Below are 15,837 nucleotides of genomic sequence, written 5' to 3' on the forward strand. Positions count from 1 at the left end.
CCGGCCCCGGCTTTCCGGGCTGGAAATCCCCGTTCTGATGGCCTAAACCTGCTCTCCTTTCGGCGGGCCGGCACAGTTTTGTGCGCCCGCCTGTACCTTTGATAGGCATGGCCAAGGGCACCGACGATGCTTGGAAAGACATTCGAAGCGGGCGCAGTCGAAAAGGCGCATTACGAGAAGTGGGAAAAGGCCGGGGCTTTTGCTGCCGATCCGGCCTCGAACAAGGTCCCCTATACCATCATGATGCCGCCGCCGAACGTCACCGGCAGCCTGCATATGGGCCATGCGCTCACTTTCACGATCCAGGACATCCTGATCCGCTTCAAGCGCAAAACCGGGCGGGATGCGCTCTGGCAGCCGGGCACCGACCACGCCGGGATCGCGACGCAGTCCGTCGTCGAGCGCCAGCTTGCAGAGAAGCAGATCGACAGGCGCGATCTCGGCCGCGAGGCCTTCGTCGAGAAGGTCTGGGAATGGAAGGCCGAATCCGGCGGGACCATCACGAAACAGCTGCGGGCCCTCGGCGCGTCGCCCGACTGGCCGCGCGAGCGCTTCACGATGGACGAGGGCTGCTCGGACGCGGTCCTGAAGGTATTCGTGGAACTCTACAAGAAGGGCCTGATCTACAAGGACAAGCGCCTTGTGAACTGGGACCCGAAACTGCACACGGCGATTTCCGATCTCGAAGTGCAGCAGGTCGAGAGCAAAGGCCATCTCTGGTACTTCCGCTATCCGCTGGAAGACCATCCGGAGCAGTTCATCACCGTCGCCACCACGCGGCCGGAAACCATGCTCGGAGACAGCGGCGTCGCCGTGCATCCTGAGGACGAGCGTTACAAGGATCTGGTTGGCAAGCATGTGATCCTGCCGCTGGTCGGCCGCCGCATCCCGATCGTGGCCGATGAATATTCCGATCCGGAAAAAGGCTCCGGCGCGGTCAAGATGACCCCGGCCCATGATTTCAACGACTTCGAGGTCGGCCGCCGGCGCGATCTCGAGATGATCAACGTCTTCGACAGCCACGCACGGATCAACGAGAACGCCCCCGAGGCCTATCGCGGCCTCGACCGGTTCGAGGCCCGCAAGAAGGTCGTCGCCGATATGGAAGCGGCGGGACTGCTCGAGAAGATCGAGGAGATCCAGCACACGGTGCCGCATGGCGACCGTTCCGGCGTCGAGATCGAGCCCTGGCTGACCGATCAGTGGTACTGCGACGCGGTGACCCTGGCCAAGCCGGCGATCGAGGCGGTCGAGACCGGCAAGACCGAGTTCGTGCCGAAGAACTGGGAAAACACCTATTTCGAATGGATGCGCAATATCCAGCCCTGGTGCATCTCGCGCCAGCTCTGGTGGGGCCACCAGATTCCGGCCTGGTACGGCCCGGACGGCGAGGTGTTCGTCGAGGAGACGGAAGAGGCGGCGCTGGCGGCGGCCAAGGTCCACTACGGCAAGGACACCGAGCTGACCCGGGACGAGGACGTGCTCGACACCTGGTTCTCCTCCGCGCTCTGGCCGTTCTCCACCCTCGGCTGGCCGGAAAAGACCCCGGAGCTTGACCGTTATTATCCGGGCGACGTGCTCGTCACCGGCTTCGATATCATTTTCTTCTGGGTCGCCCGGATGATGATGATGGGCATCCATTTCATGGGCGAAGTGCCTTTCAGGACGGTCTATATCCACGCCCTGGTGCGCGACCAGCACGGCGCCAAGATGTCAAAGTCCAAGGGCAACGTGATGGACCCTCTGGATCTGGTGGAAAAGTTCGGCACCGATGCGCTGCGCTTCACGCTCGCGGCGATGGCCGCGCAGGGCCGCGACATCAAGCTCGCCGAGAGCCGGATCGAGGGTTACCGAAATTTCGCGACCAAGCTTTGGAACGCGGCACGCTACGCAGAGATGAACGAGTGCAAGTGGGACGCCTCGTTCGATCCGAAATCGGCCAAGCAGACGGTGAACCGCTGGATCATCTCCGAACTCTCGGCGACCGAGGCGAAGGTTTCGAAGGCGATCGACGAGTACCGCTTCAACGAGGCGGCAGGCGCGCTCTACCAGTTCATCTGGGGGACCTTCTGCGACTGGTACGTGGAGTTCACCAAGCCGATCCTCTCCGGCGCGGATGCGGACGCGGCGGCCGAGACCCGGACGGTCACGGCCTGGACGCTGATGCAGTCTGCGAACCTGCTGAACCCGCTGATGCCCTACATCACCGAGGAGCTCTGGGGCGCGTTCGGCGGCGAGGATCTCCTGATCACGACCGCCTGGCCGCAAGGCCTCGCCGAGGCGGCCGACCCGTCGGCTGTTGCGGAAATGGACTGGGTGGTGCGGTTGATCTCCGAAATCCGCTCGATCCGGGCGGAAATGAACGTTCCGGCCGGTGCCAAGATCGATCTGCTGCTGAAGGACATGTCCGCGGAAACCAAGGCGCGGCTCGAGCGGCATCGCGAGGTGATCCTGCGTCTCGCGCGCCTCGAAAGCGCCGAAGCGACCGACCAGATCCCGTCCGGGGCCGTTCAGGGCGTGATCGACGAGGCGGTCATCGTCCTGCCGATCGCCGACGTCGTCGATCTGTCCCAGGAACGTGTGCGCCTGGAGAAGGATCTCGGCAAGCTCGACAGCGAGATCATGAAGCTCGACAAGAAGCTGTCGAACGAGAGCTTCGTCGCGCGTGCGCCTGAGGAAGTGGTCGAGGAGAACCGCGAACGTCTTGCCGAAGAGCGGGCCCGCAGGGACAAGCTGGCGGCCGCCCTGGAGCGGATCGCCGCGCTCTAGCTGCGCACATATCTATTCGGGAGCATATTCCCAGAGCCCGCGCTTCGCAGCGCGGGCTTTTTCTTCGGCCGGCAGGTAGGCGGTGCCGGCCTCGTCCGCGACGGCCCAGCCGGCACGAACCATCTCGTTTGAAAGGTCCCTGTCGCCGACAATGCAGCGGGCATTGAAACTTTCTACCGCTTCGCATCGTGCCTGCTTGCCGTCGGCCAGTTCGACAAGATAGGTCCGGGCGGCGGCGCCGCAGAGCCAAGGGAGGGAACCGCGCAGACATTTCTGCCGGGGACCGGGGGCCACGATGCCGAACAGGCGGATCACGTTCTTGTCGATCTGAAGGGTGCCCGCATCGATCACGCGCGCAGTGCCCTCAATGATCAGGGGCTTCTTGTCGGCCGCGCCGACCGGTGCGACCGACGTTACAGCCGACAATAAAACCATTGCGATGAGTGCGTTGGCGCGCATGGCGGCCCTCCGCGGCTCTCAGATGGACGATGCAATGAAATCAGGCCAGATTCCGCTCTCGTCCGCAAGGGCGAGGGGATCCTGTCCCCGTGTGAATCCCGTCTCGACCAAGAGGGTCTTCATCCCGAGATGGCGCCCTCCGAGTACGTCAGTATGCAGGGTGTCCCCGACACAGAGCACCCGCTCCGGCGGAACGTTCGGGAAATCGTCTAGCGCCCGGCGATAGACCTCGGGGAAAGGCTTTCCGAGGAAAAGCGGCTCGATTCCAGCTTCGTCCGCGAGCCAATGCGCCAGATAGCCGGGCTCGAGGCTCATGGCGTCGCTGTAAGGCGCCGTCAGGTCCGGATTGCAGACGATGACCGGACGGGGCGAGCGCTTGAAACTTTCCAGCACCGGCCGGAAATCCTCGCGCCCGAAGTTTCCACAATCCATCAGCAACAGACCTACGGCCATGTCGAGGTCGAACCGTTCTCTGGACCAGTTCCGAGCCTCGAACGACGCCGACGGAACGGGGAGGGGATCGAGCCCGATCGCCGCCCAAAGACCGTCCACGGCCTCGCGCGCGGCATCTTCCAGAAGGCTGAGCCCGGCATAGATCTCGTCCGCAGCGAAGTGATAGCCACGGCGGCGATGACTCTCCAGCATCGCCGAAAGTTCCTTCGAGCCGTCGTTTGAGATAACCCGGATCGCGGTACCGGCGTTCCGGATTACCGCATAGGCGGGCGGGCCGGCCGGGATCACCGGCGGGCCGAGGCTGAGGACGCCGAAATTATCAAGAATCACAACGTCGAAATCGCCGATTACCTCCGCAATGCCGGAGATCCGCTGCGGGGTCACCGGGGGCGGGGCCGGAGGCAGCCTGTGGGCCCATTTCAGATATCCGCGCCAGGCGTCCTCGAAGCTGAGCCGTTCCATGTCGGGCATCTGGATCTTGTCTCCAATAGATCGGGCTTCGGAACCGGTCCGGTTCCGAGGGAATGACGGTGCATCAATTGCCATGTAACATCCGGCGGGGCTAGAGTGATCCGACTTTCCTCAGGCAGATAACAGAGGCTGCCGAAGCACATGACACAAGACCGGAGCGAGCAAGGGAACGATGGGCGCCGTCCGTGGCGTCTGGCCGAGTTTCTCGGGCTCGTTTTCTTCCTCCTGGCTGCCGCCGCGGTCCTGCCCATGGTCCGCGACAGCTACATCCTGCAAGACGTCTGGGTCGCGATCTGCGGCGTCATCGGACTGAACTGACTGCCCTCAAACGTTTCTGACCCTTCCGGAGTTGCCCAATGGCGCGGATTATCATCGGCGGTTTCCAGCACGAGACGAACACCTTCGCGCCCAGCAAGGCGAAGCTGGAAGCCTTCACCAGCCCCGGAAGCTGGCCCGCGCTGGTTACGGGCGCGCCGCTGTTCCCGGCAGTGAAGGGGATCAATATCTCCGTTGCAGGATTTATTGAGGAGGCGCGGCGGCTGGGGCACGAACTGGTGCCGACGAGCTGGGCCGCAGCCTCGCCGTCAGCCCATGTGACCGACGAGGCCTTCGAGCGCATTGCCGGGCTGATCGTCGAGGGTATCAAGGCGGCGCTTCCGGCGGACGCGGTTTATCTCTGTCTGCATGGCGCGATGGTGACCGAAAGCCACGAGGACGGTGAAGGCGAACTCCTGAGACGTATCCGCGAGGTGACGGGACCGGATCTGCCCATCATGGCGAGTCTCGATTTGCACGCCAACGTGACGCCGGAGATGGTGGAGAGGGCGGACGGGCTCGACGCCTACCGGACTTATCCGCATATCGACATGGCGGATACCGGCGCCCGGGTCGCCCGGACGCTGGATGCCTTGCTGAAAAGCGGCGGCGGAAGACCGGCCCGGGCCTTCGGACAGATTCCCTTCCTGATGCCTTTGGTCCGGCAATGCACCATGGCCGATCCGGCCGGCCGTCTTTACGGCATGATTCCGGAGATCGAGGCCGAGCATAAGGTCTCCCTGTCCTTCGCGACGGGCTTCCCTGCGGCCGATATCCATCATTGCGGGGCCTCCGTTTTCGCTTATGGCGCAGACGAAGAGGGCGTGAAACGTGCCGTGAAACAACTGGTTGATGAAATCTGCGCAGTCGAGGGGGAATTCTCGGCCGATCTTCCGGATCCGGGGGCTGCGGTGCGCGAGGCGATGCGGATCGCGGCGTCCGCCGACCGTCCCGTGGTGATCGCGGACGTGCAGGACAATTCCGGCGGCGGCGGAGACAGCGACACGACCGGCCTCCTGCGGGCGTTGATCGAGCACGGTGCGGAGGGTGCGGCGCTCGGGCTTCTGGTTGATGCGGCGGCGGCCGAAGCGGCGCATGCGGCGGGTGTTGGGGCGGAGATCACGCTCGGGCTCGGCGGCAAGTCCCGTGTGCCCGGCGACGCGCCGCTCGAAGGCACTTTCCGCGTGGAAGCGCTCTCGGACGGCCAGTTTACGGCGACCGGCCCGTTCTATTCCGGCTCCCACATGCGGCTCGGACCGTCGGCTCGGCTGTCTATCGGCGGGGTGCAGGTGGTTGTCGGCTCGCGCAAGGTGCAGATGGCGGACCGCATGATGTACCGCTTCGTCGGCATCGAACCGGAACAAATGAAGATTCTCTGCAACAAGAGCTCGGTGCACTACCGCGCCGATTTCGCGCCGATCGCCGCGGAAATCATAGAATGTGCGGCGCCAGGACCGGTGCTCGCTGACCCGGGGGCACTACCGTGGAAAAACCTGCGACCGGGCCTGCGCACACGGCCGCTGGGGGAGCCGTTCGGGGGATAGAGCCTCTTCCTGCGGCAGTGGGTCCCGACTTGCGTCGGGATGACGAGGGTAGGCTCTCAGGCCGCCAGCTCGATCCAGACCGGGGTGTGGTCGGAGGCTTTCGGTTTGCCGCGCGGCGCGGTATCGATTCCCGAGGCGCCGAGCCGGTCGGCGGCCTGGGGCGAGAGCAGGAGATGGTCGATCCGGACGCCGTGATCGTTCTGCCAGGCGCCGCCCTGATAGTCCCAGAAACTGTAACGGTGCGGCGCCGTATTGTAGATCCGGTAGGCGTCCACATAGCCGAGATGCAGGATCTCGCGGAAGGCGGCCCGGGATTCCGGCTGGCAGAGCGCGTCGCCCGCCCAGGCGGCCGGATCGTGTACGTCGACATCCGCCGGAATCACGTTGTAGTCGCCAGCCAGCACGACCGGCTTTTCCGAGGCAAGCAGCTCGGCCGCGCGCGCCTTCAACCGCTTCATCCAGCCGAGCTTGTAGGGAAACTTCTCGGTATTGATCGGATTGCCGTTCGGCAAGTAGATGGTTGCGAAGCGAATGCCCCGGATCGTCCCTTCCGCATAGCGCGCCTGTTCGTCGCTATCGTCGCCCGGTAGGCCGGTCATCGGATCCTCGATCTCATGCTTCGAGAGGATGGCGACGCCGTTATAGCTCTTCTGACCATGCGCCAGGATCTTGTAGCCGCGCTCCTCGATCTCGAGGCGCGGAAAATTCTCGTCGACGGTTTTGGTTTCCTGCAACAGGGCGACATCCGGCTGAAAGCCGTCGAGCCATTCGAGGACGTTCGGGAGCCGCGCCTTGATCGAGTTGACGTTCCAGGTGGCCACTTTCATGGGAGAGAACCGTTCCGGGCTAGAGGTGGGCGAGGGGAAGCATACTGCCCCGCCCGCCGCTGCCGGCCAAGCCGGTTCGAGGAAACGCCCGGAAACCGGATCAGATCGAGAAGGAGGTGCCGCAGCCGCAGGACGAGGACGCGTTCGGATTCGTGACCTGGAAATAGGCGCCGAGAAGCTCGTTCACATAGTCCAGTTCGCCGCCGTTCAGGAGATCGAGCGACATGTCGTCCACCACCACTTTGACGCCGTGGCTGATAAAGGTGTGGTCGTCTTCCTTCATCTCGTCGTCGAAGCCGAAATCGTATTGGAAGCCCGAGCAGCCGCCGCCTTCGACGGAGACCCGCATGAACTTGGTCTCTCCGTTCTCTTCCTGCTCCAGAAGCGCCGTGATCCGTTTCGCGGCGCTTTCGGTCAGGCCGAAGCTCCGCCCGCCGGTCGGCGGAACCGTGGAACCGTTCTCGGCAGATGTGTCTTCGGCGAGGCTCATGGCCGCTCCAGCAAGGTTCGTGGTGCGCAAGGCGCAATTATGCACTGTTCTTTGAAAAAAGTAATGTTTCCGCCCGGGAATTCAATACGTTTCCCGGTCGCTGCCATTGCGCCCGGACCCGCCCGAGAGTAGGTTCCGCCCAGTTCGAATCGCACCCGGCCCGTTCTCATGCCCGAGTCCCAGAACTGGACGCTGAAACAGCAGTTCGCTCCCTACGCCGTGGATTTCCGGAACAGCCGCGGCCGGCAGTTTCCGGAGCCGGAGGCGCGTGAGCGCACGCCGTTCCAGCGCGACCGCGACCGGATCCTGCATTCCGGCGCGTTCCGGAGGCTCGAATACAAGACCCAGGTCTTCGTCTATCACGAAGGCGATTATTACCGGACGCGCCTGACCCACAGCCTCGAGGTGGCGCAGATCGCCCGTTCCATCAGCCGCTCGCTCGGGCTCAACGAAGACCTGGCGGAGGCGCTGGCTCTCGCCCACGATCTCGGCCACACGCCGTTCGGGCATGCCGGCGAAGACGCGCTCGACGCCGTGATGCAGCCTTACGGCGGATTCGACCACAATGTGCAGACCGTTCGGGTGCTGACACTGCTTGAGCAGCGCTACGCGGCCTTCGACGGTCTCAATCCGACCTGGGAGACCCTCGAGGGGATCATCAAGCATAACGGTCCGCTGGTCGGTCCCCACGGTGCGGGAGATGTACCCCCGATTATCGCCGAGCTGGACGATAAACTGCATTTGCAGTTGAATGGATATGCCAGCGCAGAGGCGCAGGTAGCGGCCATTTCCGACGACATCGCCTATCATACACACGATATCGACGATGCGCTTCACGCCAATCTGTTCGGAATCGAAACGTTGCTGCAGGCACCGCTCGCGGGCGAGATCGTCGCCAAGGTGCGGGACACCTACGGCGATCTTTCCAACTCGAAGCTGGTGCAGGAGATCGTCCGCCGCCTGATCGGCATTATGGTCGAGGATCTGTTGACGGAGAGCCGGAAAAGGCTGGCCGAGCACAAGCCGCGCTCAGCCGACGATATCCGTCAGGCGCCGGTGCCGATCATCTCCTTCTCGCCCGAGATGGAAGAGCGGAACAAGGCGCTGAAACGTTTCCTGTTCCAGAACATGTACCGGCATTACAAGGTGAACCGGATGGCGAGCAAGGCGCGCCGGGTGGTCACCGACATGTTCGAGCTCCTGATGAGCGAGCCTAATTGCTTGCCGGCACAATGGCAGCGCACCGGCAATGACCAGCCCGGCGATATCGAGGAAAGCAAGCAAGCACGGCTCGTTGCCGACTATATTGCAGGCATGACAGATCGCTACGCGATGATCGAGCATGCCCGTCTCTTTGACCTGAATGCGAAGACCTGATGAACGTTTTCAATCACTTCCAGTCCAAACTTAACGCAGAACTCGAATCGCTCTCGTCGAGCGGAGCACTACCGGCCGGCATCGATGCGAGCCGGGCCGTGGTCGAGCCGCCGCGCGATCCCTCGCACGGCGACATCGCGACCAACGCGGCGATGGTGCTGGCCAAGCCGGCGGGCATGAAACCGCGCGATATCGCGGAAATGCTGGCTGAGCGGATGCGTGGATGGGACGAGGTCACCGAGGTGGAAATCGCCGGACCGGGTTTCATCAATCTTCGGATCGCGGACGCCTTCTGGCGCAGCGCGGTCGCGGACCTGTTGAAAGCCGGCATTGCCTATGGCGCATCCGGTATGGGCAAGGGCCGGAAGGTGATGGTGGAATATGTTTCCGCCAACCCGACGGGCCCGCTTCATGCCGCCCATGCCCGCGGCGCCATCGTCGGCGACGCGCTGGCTTCGCTGCTTGCCAAGGCCGGGTTCGACGTGCTGCGCGAATATTACATCAACGATGCGGGCGCCCAGGTCGATACCGTCGGGCGATCGACGTATCTGCGCTATCGAGAGGCACTCGGCGAGGACATCGGCACCATTCCGGAAGGGCTTTATCCGGGTGAATACCTGAAGGAAGTCGGAGAGGCGCTCGCCAAGCGGGACGGCGACAAGTGGCTCGGCAAGGAAGAGAACGAATGGCTGCCGGAAATCCGTGCCTTCGCGATCTCCGAGATCATGGGCTGGATCAAGGAAGACCTCGGTCTGCTCGGCGTCGACATGGCCGTCTACAGCTCGGAAAAGGCGCTGGTCGAAGCCGGCGCGGTCGATGCCGTCATGGAAACGCTCGAAGGCCGGGATCTGCTCTATACCGGTGTGCTCGAGCCCCCGAAGGGCAAAAAGCCGGATGATTGGGAGCCGCGCCCGCAGCGCCTCTTCAAGGCGACGGAGTTCGGCGACGACGTCGACCGCCCGATCCAGAAGTCGGACGGGACCTGGACCTATTTCGCCAACGACATCGCCTATCACCTGGACAAGTACCGTCGCGGCTATGCCGACATGATCGATGTCTGGGGTGCCGACCACGGCGGTTACGTGAAGCGGATGAAGGCCGCGGTGAAGGCCGTTACGGGCGGCGAGGGCGATCTCGACGTGAAGCTCTGCCAGCTCGTGCACCTGATGGATGGCGGCAAGCCGGTGAAGATGTCCAAGCGCGCGGGCACCTTCGTGACCATGAGGGACGTCATCGATTCGGTCGGAAAGGACGTGCTCCGCTTCATCATGCTGACCCGGCGCAACGACCAGACCCTCGAGTTCGACTTCAAGAAGGTCACCGAACAGAGCCGCGAGAACCCGGTATTCTATGTCCAGTATGCCCATGCGCGCTGCCATTCCGTGCTCCGGCACGCCGAAGAGGCGCTGAACGGCGCCGATCTCTCGGGAACCGCTCTCGCGTCGGTAGTGCTCGACCGCTTGACCGATCCTGCCGAGCTTGGTCTCATGAAACTGTTGCTCGCATGGCCCCGCACGGTCGAAAGCGCCGCCGAGGCGCACGAACCGCACCGTATCGCGTTCTATCTCGGCGACGTCGCCGCCGCCTTCCACGGCTTGTGGAACAAGGGCAAGGAAGACACGACCCTGCGCTTCCTGGTCGACGAGGACAGCGAGCTGACCATGGCCCGGCTGGCATTGGTGCGGGCGACCCAGACCGTGATCGCCTCCGGCCTTGATGTGATCGGAGTCGAGCCCGTGGAGGAACTGCGCGCATGAGCTTGCATTCGGGGGCACCGGAACGGCCGCGGATCATCGATGAGGACGAGCGTCCGGGACCGCCGCCGCTCATGTCGGAAGAGCGCGGCAAGGGGCGGGGCCTCACCATCCTCGCCGCCGTGCTGGCGGTGACAGCATTTGCGGGGGTCGTCTGGTACGCCTACGACCAGGGCCGGCGGATCGGCAGCGAGACGGCGGCGCCCCTGATCAAGGCAGACGAAAGCCCTTCGAAAGTGCGACCGGACTCCCCGGGCGGCATGCAGGTACCGCATCAGGACAAGCTCGTGCTCGACGATCTCGGATCCGGGCGTGGCGCACAGAACGGCGAGGGCCGGGTCGAGCGTCTGCTGCCGCCGCCGGAAACGCCGGTACCGGCTCCGGAGCCGCTCCCTGCCGCTCCCGCCGCTGAAACCCCGACGGATAGCGCAACGGTCGCCGTCGCGCCGGCGGAGACCGCGCCCGCGCCAAGAGGGCCCGAGACAATTCCGCCCGCGAAAGCGCCGGACGCGACGGCGCCGAAAGCGCTTGTACCGCCTCCGCCGCCGGCTCCGATCCCGACACCGGTGCCAACTCCCACCACGGCGGCCGAAGCACCGAAGCCCGCCGCACCGGCACCGACGCCGGCCGAAACGGCCGTCGCAACACCGACACCAGCTCCGAAGGCGCCTGCGGCAGGTGACTTCAATATCCAGGTGGCGGCCCTCAGGACCGAAGCGGCAGCCGAGAAAGAGTGGGCGAGGGTCCAGTCCGCCAACGCGGCGCTGCTCGGTTCCCTTCAGCCGACCTACCAGCGCATCAACACGTCGAATGGGATCTTCTTCCGTGTCCAGGGCGGTCCTCTGACCGAAGCGGCGGCGAAAGCTGCCTGCGATGCGCTCAAGGCCAAGGGCCAGGCCTGCCTCGTCGTCAAACGCTAGATCGGAACCGCCGATGCGCGCCCTGATTCTCGGCTGTGCCGGGCCGGAACTGACCCGGGCCGAGCGCGAGTTGTTCGTGGAAACCGAACCGTTCGGTTTCATTCTTTTTCAGCGAAACTGCGAAAGTCCTGAGCAGATCCGTATGTTGACGGAGGAGCTGCGGGATTGCGTCGAGCACCATGCCCCGGTGCTGATCGACCAGGAAGGCGGGCGCGTGCAGCGGCTGAAGCCGCCGACATGGCGGAAGGCGCCGCCGGCCGCACTGTTCGGAGAGCTGTACCGGAAAGACCCGGTGCGCGCAGAGCAGGCGGCACGGGTGAACGCCCGTCTGATCGCGGCCGAACTGACGGCCTGCGGCGTCGATGTCGATTGCCTGCCGTTGCTCGACGTGCGCCAGGACGGTGCGCATGACGTGATCGGCGATCGGGCTTTTGCCTATGATCCGCAGATCGTGGCGAGGCTTGGCAGGGCGCAGGCGGAAGGCCTCGCCGCCGGCGGCGTCGCGCCGGTGATGAAACATATCCCGGGACACGGGCGCGCGGGTGTCGACAGCCATCATGCTCTGCCGCGAGTGGATGCCGCGCGCGAAACATTGATTGAAGTGGACTTCGCACCTTTCAAGGCGCTCGCAAGCCTGCCCATGGCGATGACGGCGCATGTGGTCTACGAAGCGCTGGACTCGGAGAATGCGGCGACGGTCTCGCCGAAGGTCGTCCGGGACTGCATTCGCGGGGAAATCGGGTTTGACGGCCTCCTGATGACCGACGATATCTCCATGAAGGCGCTCGCCGAACCGCTCGCCGTCTCCTCTGCGCGTGCCCTCGAGGCGGGATGTGATCTCGTCCTTCACTGCAACGGTGATATGGACGAGATGCGGGAGATTGCGGGCGCCGTTCCGGCCCTGTCCGACGAGGCGCTCCGCCGCGCGGAGATGGTGCTTTGCTTCATGGAACGGATCCGACGAGAGGCACAGCCGGCCGACAGGGATGATCTGCTCGCCTCCTTCGCCGAGCTGTCCGGCACGACCTCCTGATGGAAAACTTCGTCTCCGACATTCTCTTTACCGCCTCGATCTGGGCGCTGCCGGTGCTGATCGCCATCACCATGCACGAGGCGGCGCACGGGTTCGTCGCCAATCTGTGCGGCGATCCGACGGCGCGGCTGCTCGGGCGGGTGACGCTCAATCCCTTCGCCCATATCGACAAATTCGGCACCATCGTCCTGCCGATCCTCTGCATCATTTCGGGCTGGGCGCTTGCCGGAACGCCGTTCGTGTTCGGATACGCCAAACCCGTGCCGGTTGCCATGTCGCGCCTCAACAATCCGCGGCGGGATATGATGCTGGTCGCGGCCGCCGGTCCCGGGATCAATGTCCTGCTCGCCATAGCCGCATCCGCACTGCTGCATACTGTCACCTGGTTTCCGGAATGGTTCGGGGCCTGGTGGGAAGCGACGCTGGTCAACGGAGTGCTGCTCAACCTGGTGCTGGCGGTCTTCAACATGCTCCCCATCCCGCCGCTCGATGGCGGGCGAATCGTGACCGGACTGCTGCCTTATGAGCTGGCCCGCCGCTATGTCCGGCTCGAGCGCTACGGGATCTTCATCGTCGTGGGCTTGCTGTTCCTGTTGCCCTTCATCGGGCGGGAGATCGGCATCGAGCTCAATTACCTCATGCGTCTGGTCATGATCGGTGTGCATTATCTGCTACAATTCGTGCTGATGATGACGGGACAGATCTGAGAGAGCGCATGAGCGATACGGGGGCATTCGAGAGCCCGGAACCTGATCACCGCAGGCGGCGTGAGCCGGTGCAGCTCTCGCTGTTCCTCAATATCGACGGTTTCGAGGGGCCGATCGACGTCCTGCTGCAGCTCGCGCGGGAACAGAAGGTGGACCTGATTCATGTCTCGGTCCTGCAGCTCGCGGAACAATATCTCGCCTTCGTCAACCAGGCCCAGAAGCTCAACCTTGAACTCGCCGCCGACTATCTCGTCATGGCGGCCTGGCTGGCCTACCTGAAGTCGCGTCTGCTGCTGCCGCCCGCCGAGAAGGAGGAGGAGCAGCAGACGCCGGAAGAGATGGCGGAAGCCCTCAGGTTCCAGCTCATGCGACTCGAGGCGATGCAGCAGGCCGGCGAGGCGCTGATGGCACGACCGCAATTCGGCAGCGATTTCTTTGCCCGCGGGCAGGGAGATCGTATCTCGGTGCGGCGCCGCGCGGTCTATGACGTGACGCTCTACGAACTGCTCCGCGCCTATGCCGATCACAGGGTCAGGCACGATCGTCTGGCGTTGAAGATCGAGGCGACGCATCTCTATTCCGTCGAGGATGCCGTGAAACGCCTCAGCCGGGTGCTCGGTGCAGTGCCCGAGTGGCAGACGCTGTTCTCCTTCCTGCCGGAAGGCCTCCGAAAGGGAATCCGGATGCGCTCCGCGATCGCCTCGACCTTCGTCGCATCGCTGCAGCTGGTGAAGGACGGCAAGGCGGAGCTCAATCAGGCGGGCACCTTTCAGCCGATCTATTTCCGCTCCCGGGAGGGCGATGCGTGAGTTCCGATCAGACCGAGAATAGCGGGCCGAGCCGGGCCGAGCGGATCGTCGAAGCGCTGTTGTTTGCGAGCAAGGATCCGCTCTCGACCGCCGAAATCTCCGAGCGCCTGCCGGACGGTGTTGCAGCGGAGCCCATTCTGGAGGCTCTGCAGAAGCGCTATGCCGAGCGCGGCGTGCATCTTGTGACCATCAAGGACCGCTGGGCCTTCCGCACCGCGCCGGATATCGGCGAGGCGCTCAGGATCGAGGTCGCGGTGCGCCGGAAGCTCTCCCGTGCGGCGCTCGAGACGCTCTCCATCATCGCTTATCACGAGCCGGTTACCCGGGCGGATATCGAGGAAATCCGCGGTGTTGCCGTCAGTAAAGGCACGTTGGACGCGCTCCTGGAGGCCGGTTGGATTCAGCCGCGCGGGCGGCGGCAGGTTCCCGGCCGTCCGCTGATGTGGGGAACAACCGAGGCGTTTCTCGACCATTTCGGTCTGAGCTCGCTCGCCGATCTGCCGGGCCTCGAGGAGCTGAAAGCCGCCGGGATGCTGGACAAGCGGCCTGGCCTTACGTCCATCGCCATGGGCGACGACAGCGATGACGATGACGACGACGAGGAAGATGACGGCCAGTTCGAGCTGCTCGACGCGGAAGACGGCGCTTGAAGCGGCGAAAGCGTCGCAACCGGTTCGTCTTGAGCCGGCCTGTCGCATCTGATACCTCCGGACCTGCCATGATCACCGAACACAAACGCTGTCTCCCCACAGGTGTGCCACTGCTCCCGAGCCAGATGGACGCAATACCGGAATGACGCCCGTACTTCGCCTAGAGGGGATCACGCACCGCTTCGACGGACTCCCCGTCGTCGACGACCTTTCTTTGGAGATCGCCGCCGGAGAGGTGGTGTGTCTGCTCGGCCCGTCCGGTTGCGGCAAGACGACGGCACTCCGCTTGGCGGCCGGTCTCGAGCAACTGCAGACCGGCCGGGTGCTGATGGGCGATCGCGAAGTGGCGGTGCCGGGGCGCCAGATTCCTCCGGAGCAACGGGGAATCGGGTTGGTTTTTCAGGATTATGCGCTGTTTCCCCATCTGAGTGTGGTCGACAACGTTGCCTTCGGCCTCTCCGAATTTCCGAAATCCGAGCGCCGTGCGAAAGCGCTGACGGAACTGCGGCGGGTCGGCATGGAAGGGGCGGCGGACAAGTTCCCGCACGAACTCTCGGGCGGCCAGCAGCAGCGCGTCGCACTCGCGCGGGCGCTGGCGCCGAACCCGCGCATCATCCTACTGGATGAACCCTATTCCGGGCTCGACACGGCGCTGAGGAGTCAGGTTCGGGACGACGTCCTGCATCTGCTCAAGGAAAGCGGCGCCGCAACGCTGATGGTGACCCACGATGCCGAGGAAGCCATGTTCATGGCAGACCGGATCGCGGTCATGCGGGACGGGAAGATCGTGCAGGAGGGCTCGCCCCACACACTCTACTGCTATCCCAATTCCGCCTTTGTTGCCGGGTTCTTCGGCGAGGTGAATGCCTTCTCCGGGCGGGTGGAGAGCGGTGAGGTCCAGACGCCGATCGGGCATGTCCGCGCCGAAGGACTTCGGGACGGGGACGAGGTCACCGTGATCGTGCGTCCGGAGGGCCTACGGGTCACGACCTTGCAGGCGGGCCAGAGCGACTACACGGCGAGGGTCATGCAGGCCCGGCTGCTCGGGCGCAGCAGCCTCATTCACCTGCATGTCCATTCCGGCGAGAACGGCAGCGGAATCGAGTGGCACTTTCATTCCCGCATGCCCGGCATATTTCTTCCGGAAACCGGAACGCGCCTCAGGATCGAGCTCGATCCGGGACAGATATTCGTTTTTCCGGCAAGGCAAGGGCGCGTGTCCTGAAATAACCTGGGCGCTGGACGTTGCAGTGCACGGG

Annotated in this window: 15 protein-coding genes; 11 read left to right on the forward strand and 4 right to left on the reverse strand. The window is 64.1% G+C overall.

The window, feature by feature from the left end; all coding sequences use genetic code 11:
- Window positions 1–126: 126 nt before the first annotated feature.
- Window positions 127–2,769, forward strand: a complete 2,643-nt coding sequence (locus JJ959_RS00250; RefSeq protein WP_292879266.1) for a valine--tRNA ligase — start codon at window positions 127–129, stop codon at window positions 2,767–2,769.
- 12 nt (window positions 2,770–2,781) lie between these two features.
- On the opposite strand, the gene JJ959_RS00255 is transcribed toward JJ959_RS00250, so the two are convergent.
- Together JJ959_RS00255 and JJ959_RS00260 are read right to left on the reverse strand one after the other, a co-directional pair.
- Window positions 2,782–3,228, reverse strand: coding sequence for a thermonuclease family protein (locus JJ959_RS00255; RefSeq protein WP_292879267.1), 447 nt, complete (start codon window positions 3,226–3,228; stop codon window positions 2,782–2,784).
- An 18-nt stretch (window positions 3,229–3,246) separates the two neighbouring features.
- Window positions 3,247–4,152 (reverse strand): HAD hydrolase-like protein, encoded by a 906-nt coding sequence (locus tag JJ959_RS00260; protein WP_292879268.1) that lies wholly within the window; start codon window positions 4,150–4,152, stop codon window positions 3,247–3,249.
- A gap of 141 nt (window positions 4,153–4,293) precedes the next feature.
- Here JJ959_RS00260 and JJ959_RS00265 point away from each other — a divergent pair, with 141 nt between their 5' ends.
- On the forward strand, window positions 4,294–4,470 hold the full coding sequence (locus tag JJ959_RS00265; protein WP_292879269.1) for a hypothetical protein: 177 nt from the start codon (window positions 4,294–4,296) through the stop codon (window positions 4,468–4,470).
- Between the two features lie 38 nt (window positions 4,471–4,508).
- Window positions 4,509–6,011: a M81 family metallopeptidase gene (locus tag JJ959_RS00270; protein WP_292879270.1), complete on the forward strand. Its 1,503-nt coding sequence runs from the start codon at window positions 4,509–4,511 to the stop codon at window positions 6,009–6,011.
- Between the two features lie 56 nt (window positions 6,012–6,067).
- Here the strand turns inward: JJ959_RS00270 and xth are convergent, their stop codons facing one another.
- Window positions 6,068–6,838: an exodeoxyribonuclease III gene (gene xth, locus JJ959_RS00275; RefSeq protein WP_292879271.1), complete on the reverse strand. Its 771-nt coding sequence runs from the start codon at window positions 6,836–6,838 to the stop codon at window positions 6,068–6,070.
- A 100-nt stretch (window positions 6,839–6,938) separates the two neighbouring features.
- The gene (gene erpA / locus JJ959_RS00280; protein ID WP_292879272.1) at window positions 6,939–7,328 is read right to left on the reverse strand and encodes an iron-sulfur cluster insertion protein ErpA; all 390 of its coding nucleotides are present in this window, start codon (window positions 7,326–7,328) and stop codon (window positions 6,939–6,941) included.
- Window positions 7,329–7,496: 168 nt separating this feature from the next.
- Here erpA and JJ959_RS00285 point away from each other — a divergent pair, with 168 nt between their 5' ends.
- The 8 genes from JJ959_RS00285 (at window position 7,497) to JJ959_RS00320 (ending at window position 15,803) form a co-directional block, all read left to right on the forward strand.
- A complete protein-coding gene (locus JJ959_RS00285; RefSeq protein WP_292879273.1) occupies window positions 7,497–8,705 on the forward strand; it encodes a deoxyguanosinetriphosphate triphosphohydrolase in 1,209 nt (402 codons plus the stop codon).
- Complete coding sequence (gene argS, locus JJ959_RS00290) at window positions 8,705–10,462, forward strand: arginine--tRNA ligase (RefSeq protein WP_292879274.1); 1,758 nt, start codon at window positions 8,705–8,707, stop codon at window positions 10,460–10,462. Before JJ959_RS00285 ends, argS begins: the two co-directional genes overlap by 1 nt.
- Window positions 10,459–11,379: an SPOR domain-containing protein gene (locus tag JJ959_RS00295; protein WP_292879275.1), complete on the forward strand. Its 921-nt coding sequence runs from the start codon at window positions 10,459–10,461 to the stop codon at window positions 11,377–11,379. Before argS ends, JJ959_RS00295 begins: the two co-directional genes overlap by 4 nt.
- Before the next feature lie 13 nt (window positions 11,380–11,392).
- Entirely contained in the window at window positions 11,393–12,412 is a 1,020-nt protein-coding gene (gene nagZ / locus JJ959_RS00300) for a beta-N-acetylhexosaminidase (RefSeq protein ID WP_292879276.1), read from the forward strand.
- The gene (locus JJ959_RS00305; protein ID WP_292879277.1) at window positions 12,412–13,119 is read left to right on the forward strand and encodes a site-2 protease family protein; all 708 of its coding nucleotides are present in this window, start codon (window positions 12,412–12,414) and stop codon (window positions 13,117–13,119) included. Before nagZ ends, JJ959_RS00305 begins: the two co-directional genes overlap by 1 nt.
- Window positions 13,120–13,127: 8 nt before the next feature.
- Complete coding sequence (locus JJ959_RS00310; RefSeq protein ID WP_292879278.1) at window positions 13,128–13,928, forward strand: ScpA family protein; 801 nt, start codon at window positions 13,128–13,130, stop codon at window positions 13,926–13,928.
- Complete coding sequence (gene scpB, locus JJ959_RS00315) at window positions 13,925–14,578, forward strand: SMC-Scp complex subunit ScpB (RefSeq protein WP_292879279.1); 654 nt, start codon at window positions 13,925–13,927, stop codon at window positions 14,576–14,578. Before JJ959_RS00310 ends, scpB begins: the two co-directional genes overlap by 4 nt.
- A gap of 142 nt (window positions 14,579–14,720) precedes the next feature.
- A complete protein-coding gene (locus JJ959_RS00320) occupies window positions 14,721–15,803 on the forward strand; it encodes an ABC transporter ATP-binding protein (protein WP_292879280.1) in 1,083 nt (360 codons plus the stop codon).
- The last annotated feature ends 34 nt before the right edge of the window (window positions 15,804–15,837 follow it).

Source organism: Nisaea sp. (assembly GCF_017640745.1).
Taxonomy (GTDB): Bacteria; Pseudomonadota; Alphaproteobacteria; order Thalassobaculales; family Thalassobaculaceae; genus Nisaea.

Coding starts and splice junctions, on each gene's coding strand:
- JJ959_RS00250 (WP_292879266.1), top strand. CDS start 127: ATGCTTGGAAAGACATTCGAAGCGGGCGCAGTCGAAAAGGCGCATTAC.
- JJ959_RS00255 (WP_292879267.1), bottom strand. CDS start 3,228: ATGCGCGCCAACGCACTCATCGCAATGGTTTTATTGTCGGCTGTAACG.
- JJ959_RS00260 (WP_292879268.1), bottom strand. CDS start 4,152: ATGCCCGACATGGAACGGCTCAGCTTCGAGGACGCCTGGCGCGGATAT.
- JJ959_RS00265 (WP_292879269.1), top strand. CDS start 4,294: ATGACACAAGACCGGAGCGAGCAAGGGAACGATGGGCGCCGTCCGTGG.
- JJ959_RS00270 (WP_292879270.1), top strand. CDS start 4,509: ATGGCGCGGATTATCATCGGCGGTTTCCAGCACGAGACGAACACCTTC.
- xth (WP_292879271.1), bottom strand. CDS start 6,838: ATGAAAGTGGCCACCTGGAACGTCAACTCGATCAAGGCGCGGCTCCCG.
- erpA (WP_292879272.1), bottom strand. CDS start 7,328: ATGAGCCTCGCCGAAGACACATCTGCCGAGAACGGTTCCACGGTTCCG.
- JJ959_RS00285 (WP_292879273.1), top strand. CDS start 7,497: ATGCCCGAGTCCCAGAACTGGACGCTGAAACAGCAGTTCGCTCCCTAC.
- argS (WP_292879274.1), top strand. CDS start 8,705: ATGAACGTTTTCAATCACTTCCAGTCCAAACTTAACGCAGAACTCGAA.
- JJ959_RS00295 (WP_292879275.1), top strand. CDS start 10,459: ATGAGCTTGCATTCGGGGGCACCGGAACGGCCGCGGATCATCGATGAG.
- nagZ (WP_292879276.1), top strand. CDS start 11,393: ATGCGCGCCCTGATTCTCGGCTGTGCCGGGCCGGAACTGACCCGGGCC.
- JJ959_RS00305 (WP_292879277.1), top strand. CDS start 12,412: ATGGAAAACTTCGTCTCCGACATTCTCTTTACCGCCTCGATCTGGGCG.
- JJ959_RS00310 (WP_292879278.1), top strand. CDS start 13,128: ATGAGCGATACGGGGGCATTCGAGAGCCCGGAACCTGATCACCGCAGG.
- JJ959_RS00320 (WP_292879280.1), top strand. CDS start 14,721: ATGACGCCCGTACTTCGCCTAGAGGGGATCACGCACCGCTTCGACGGA.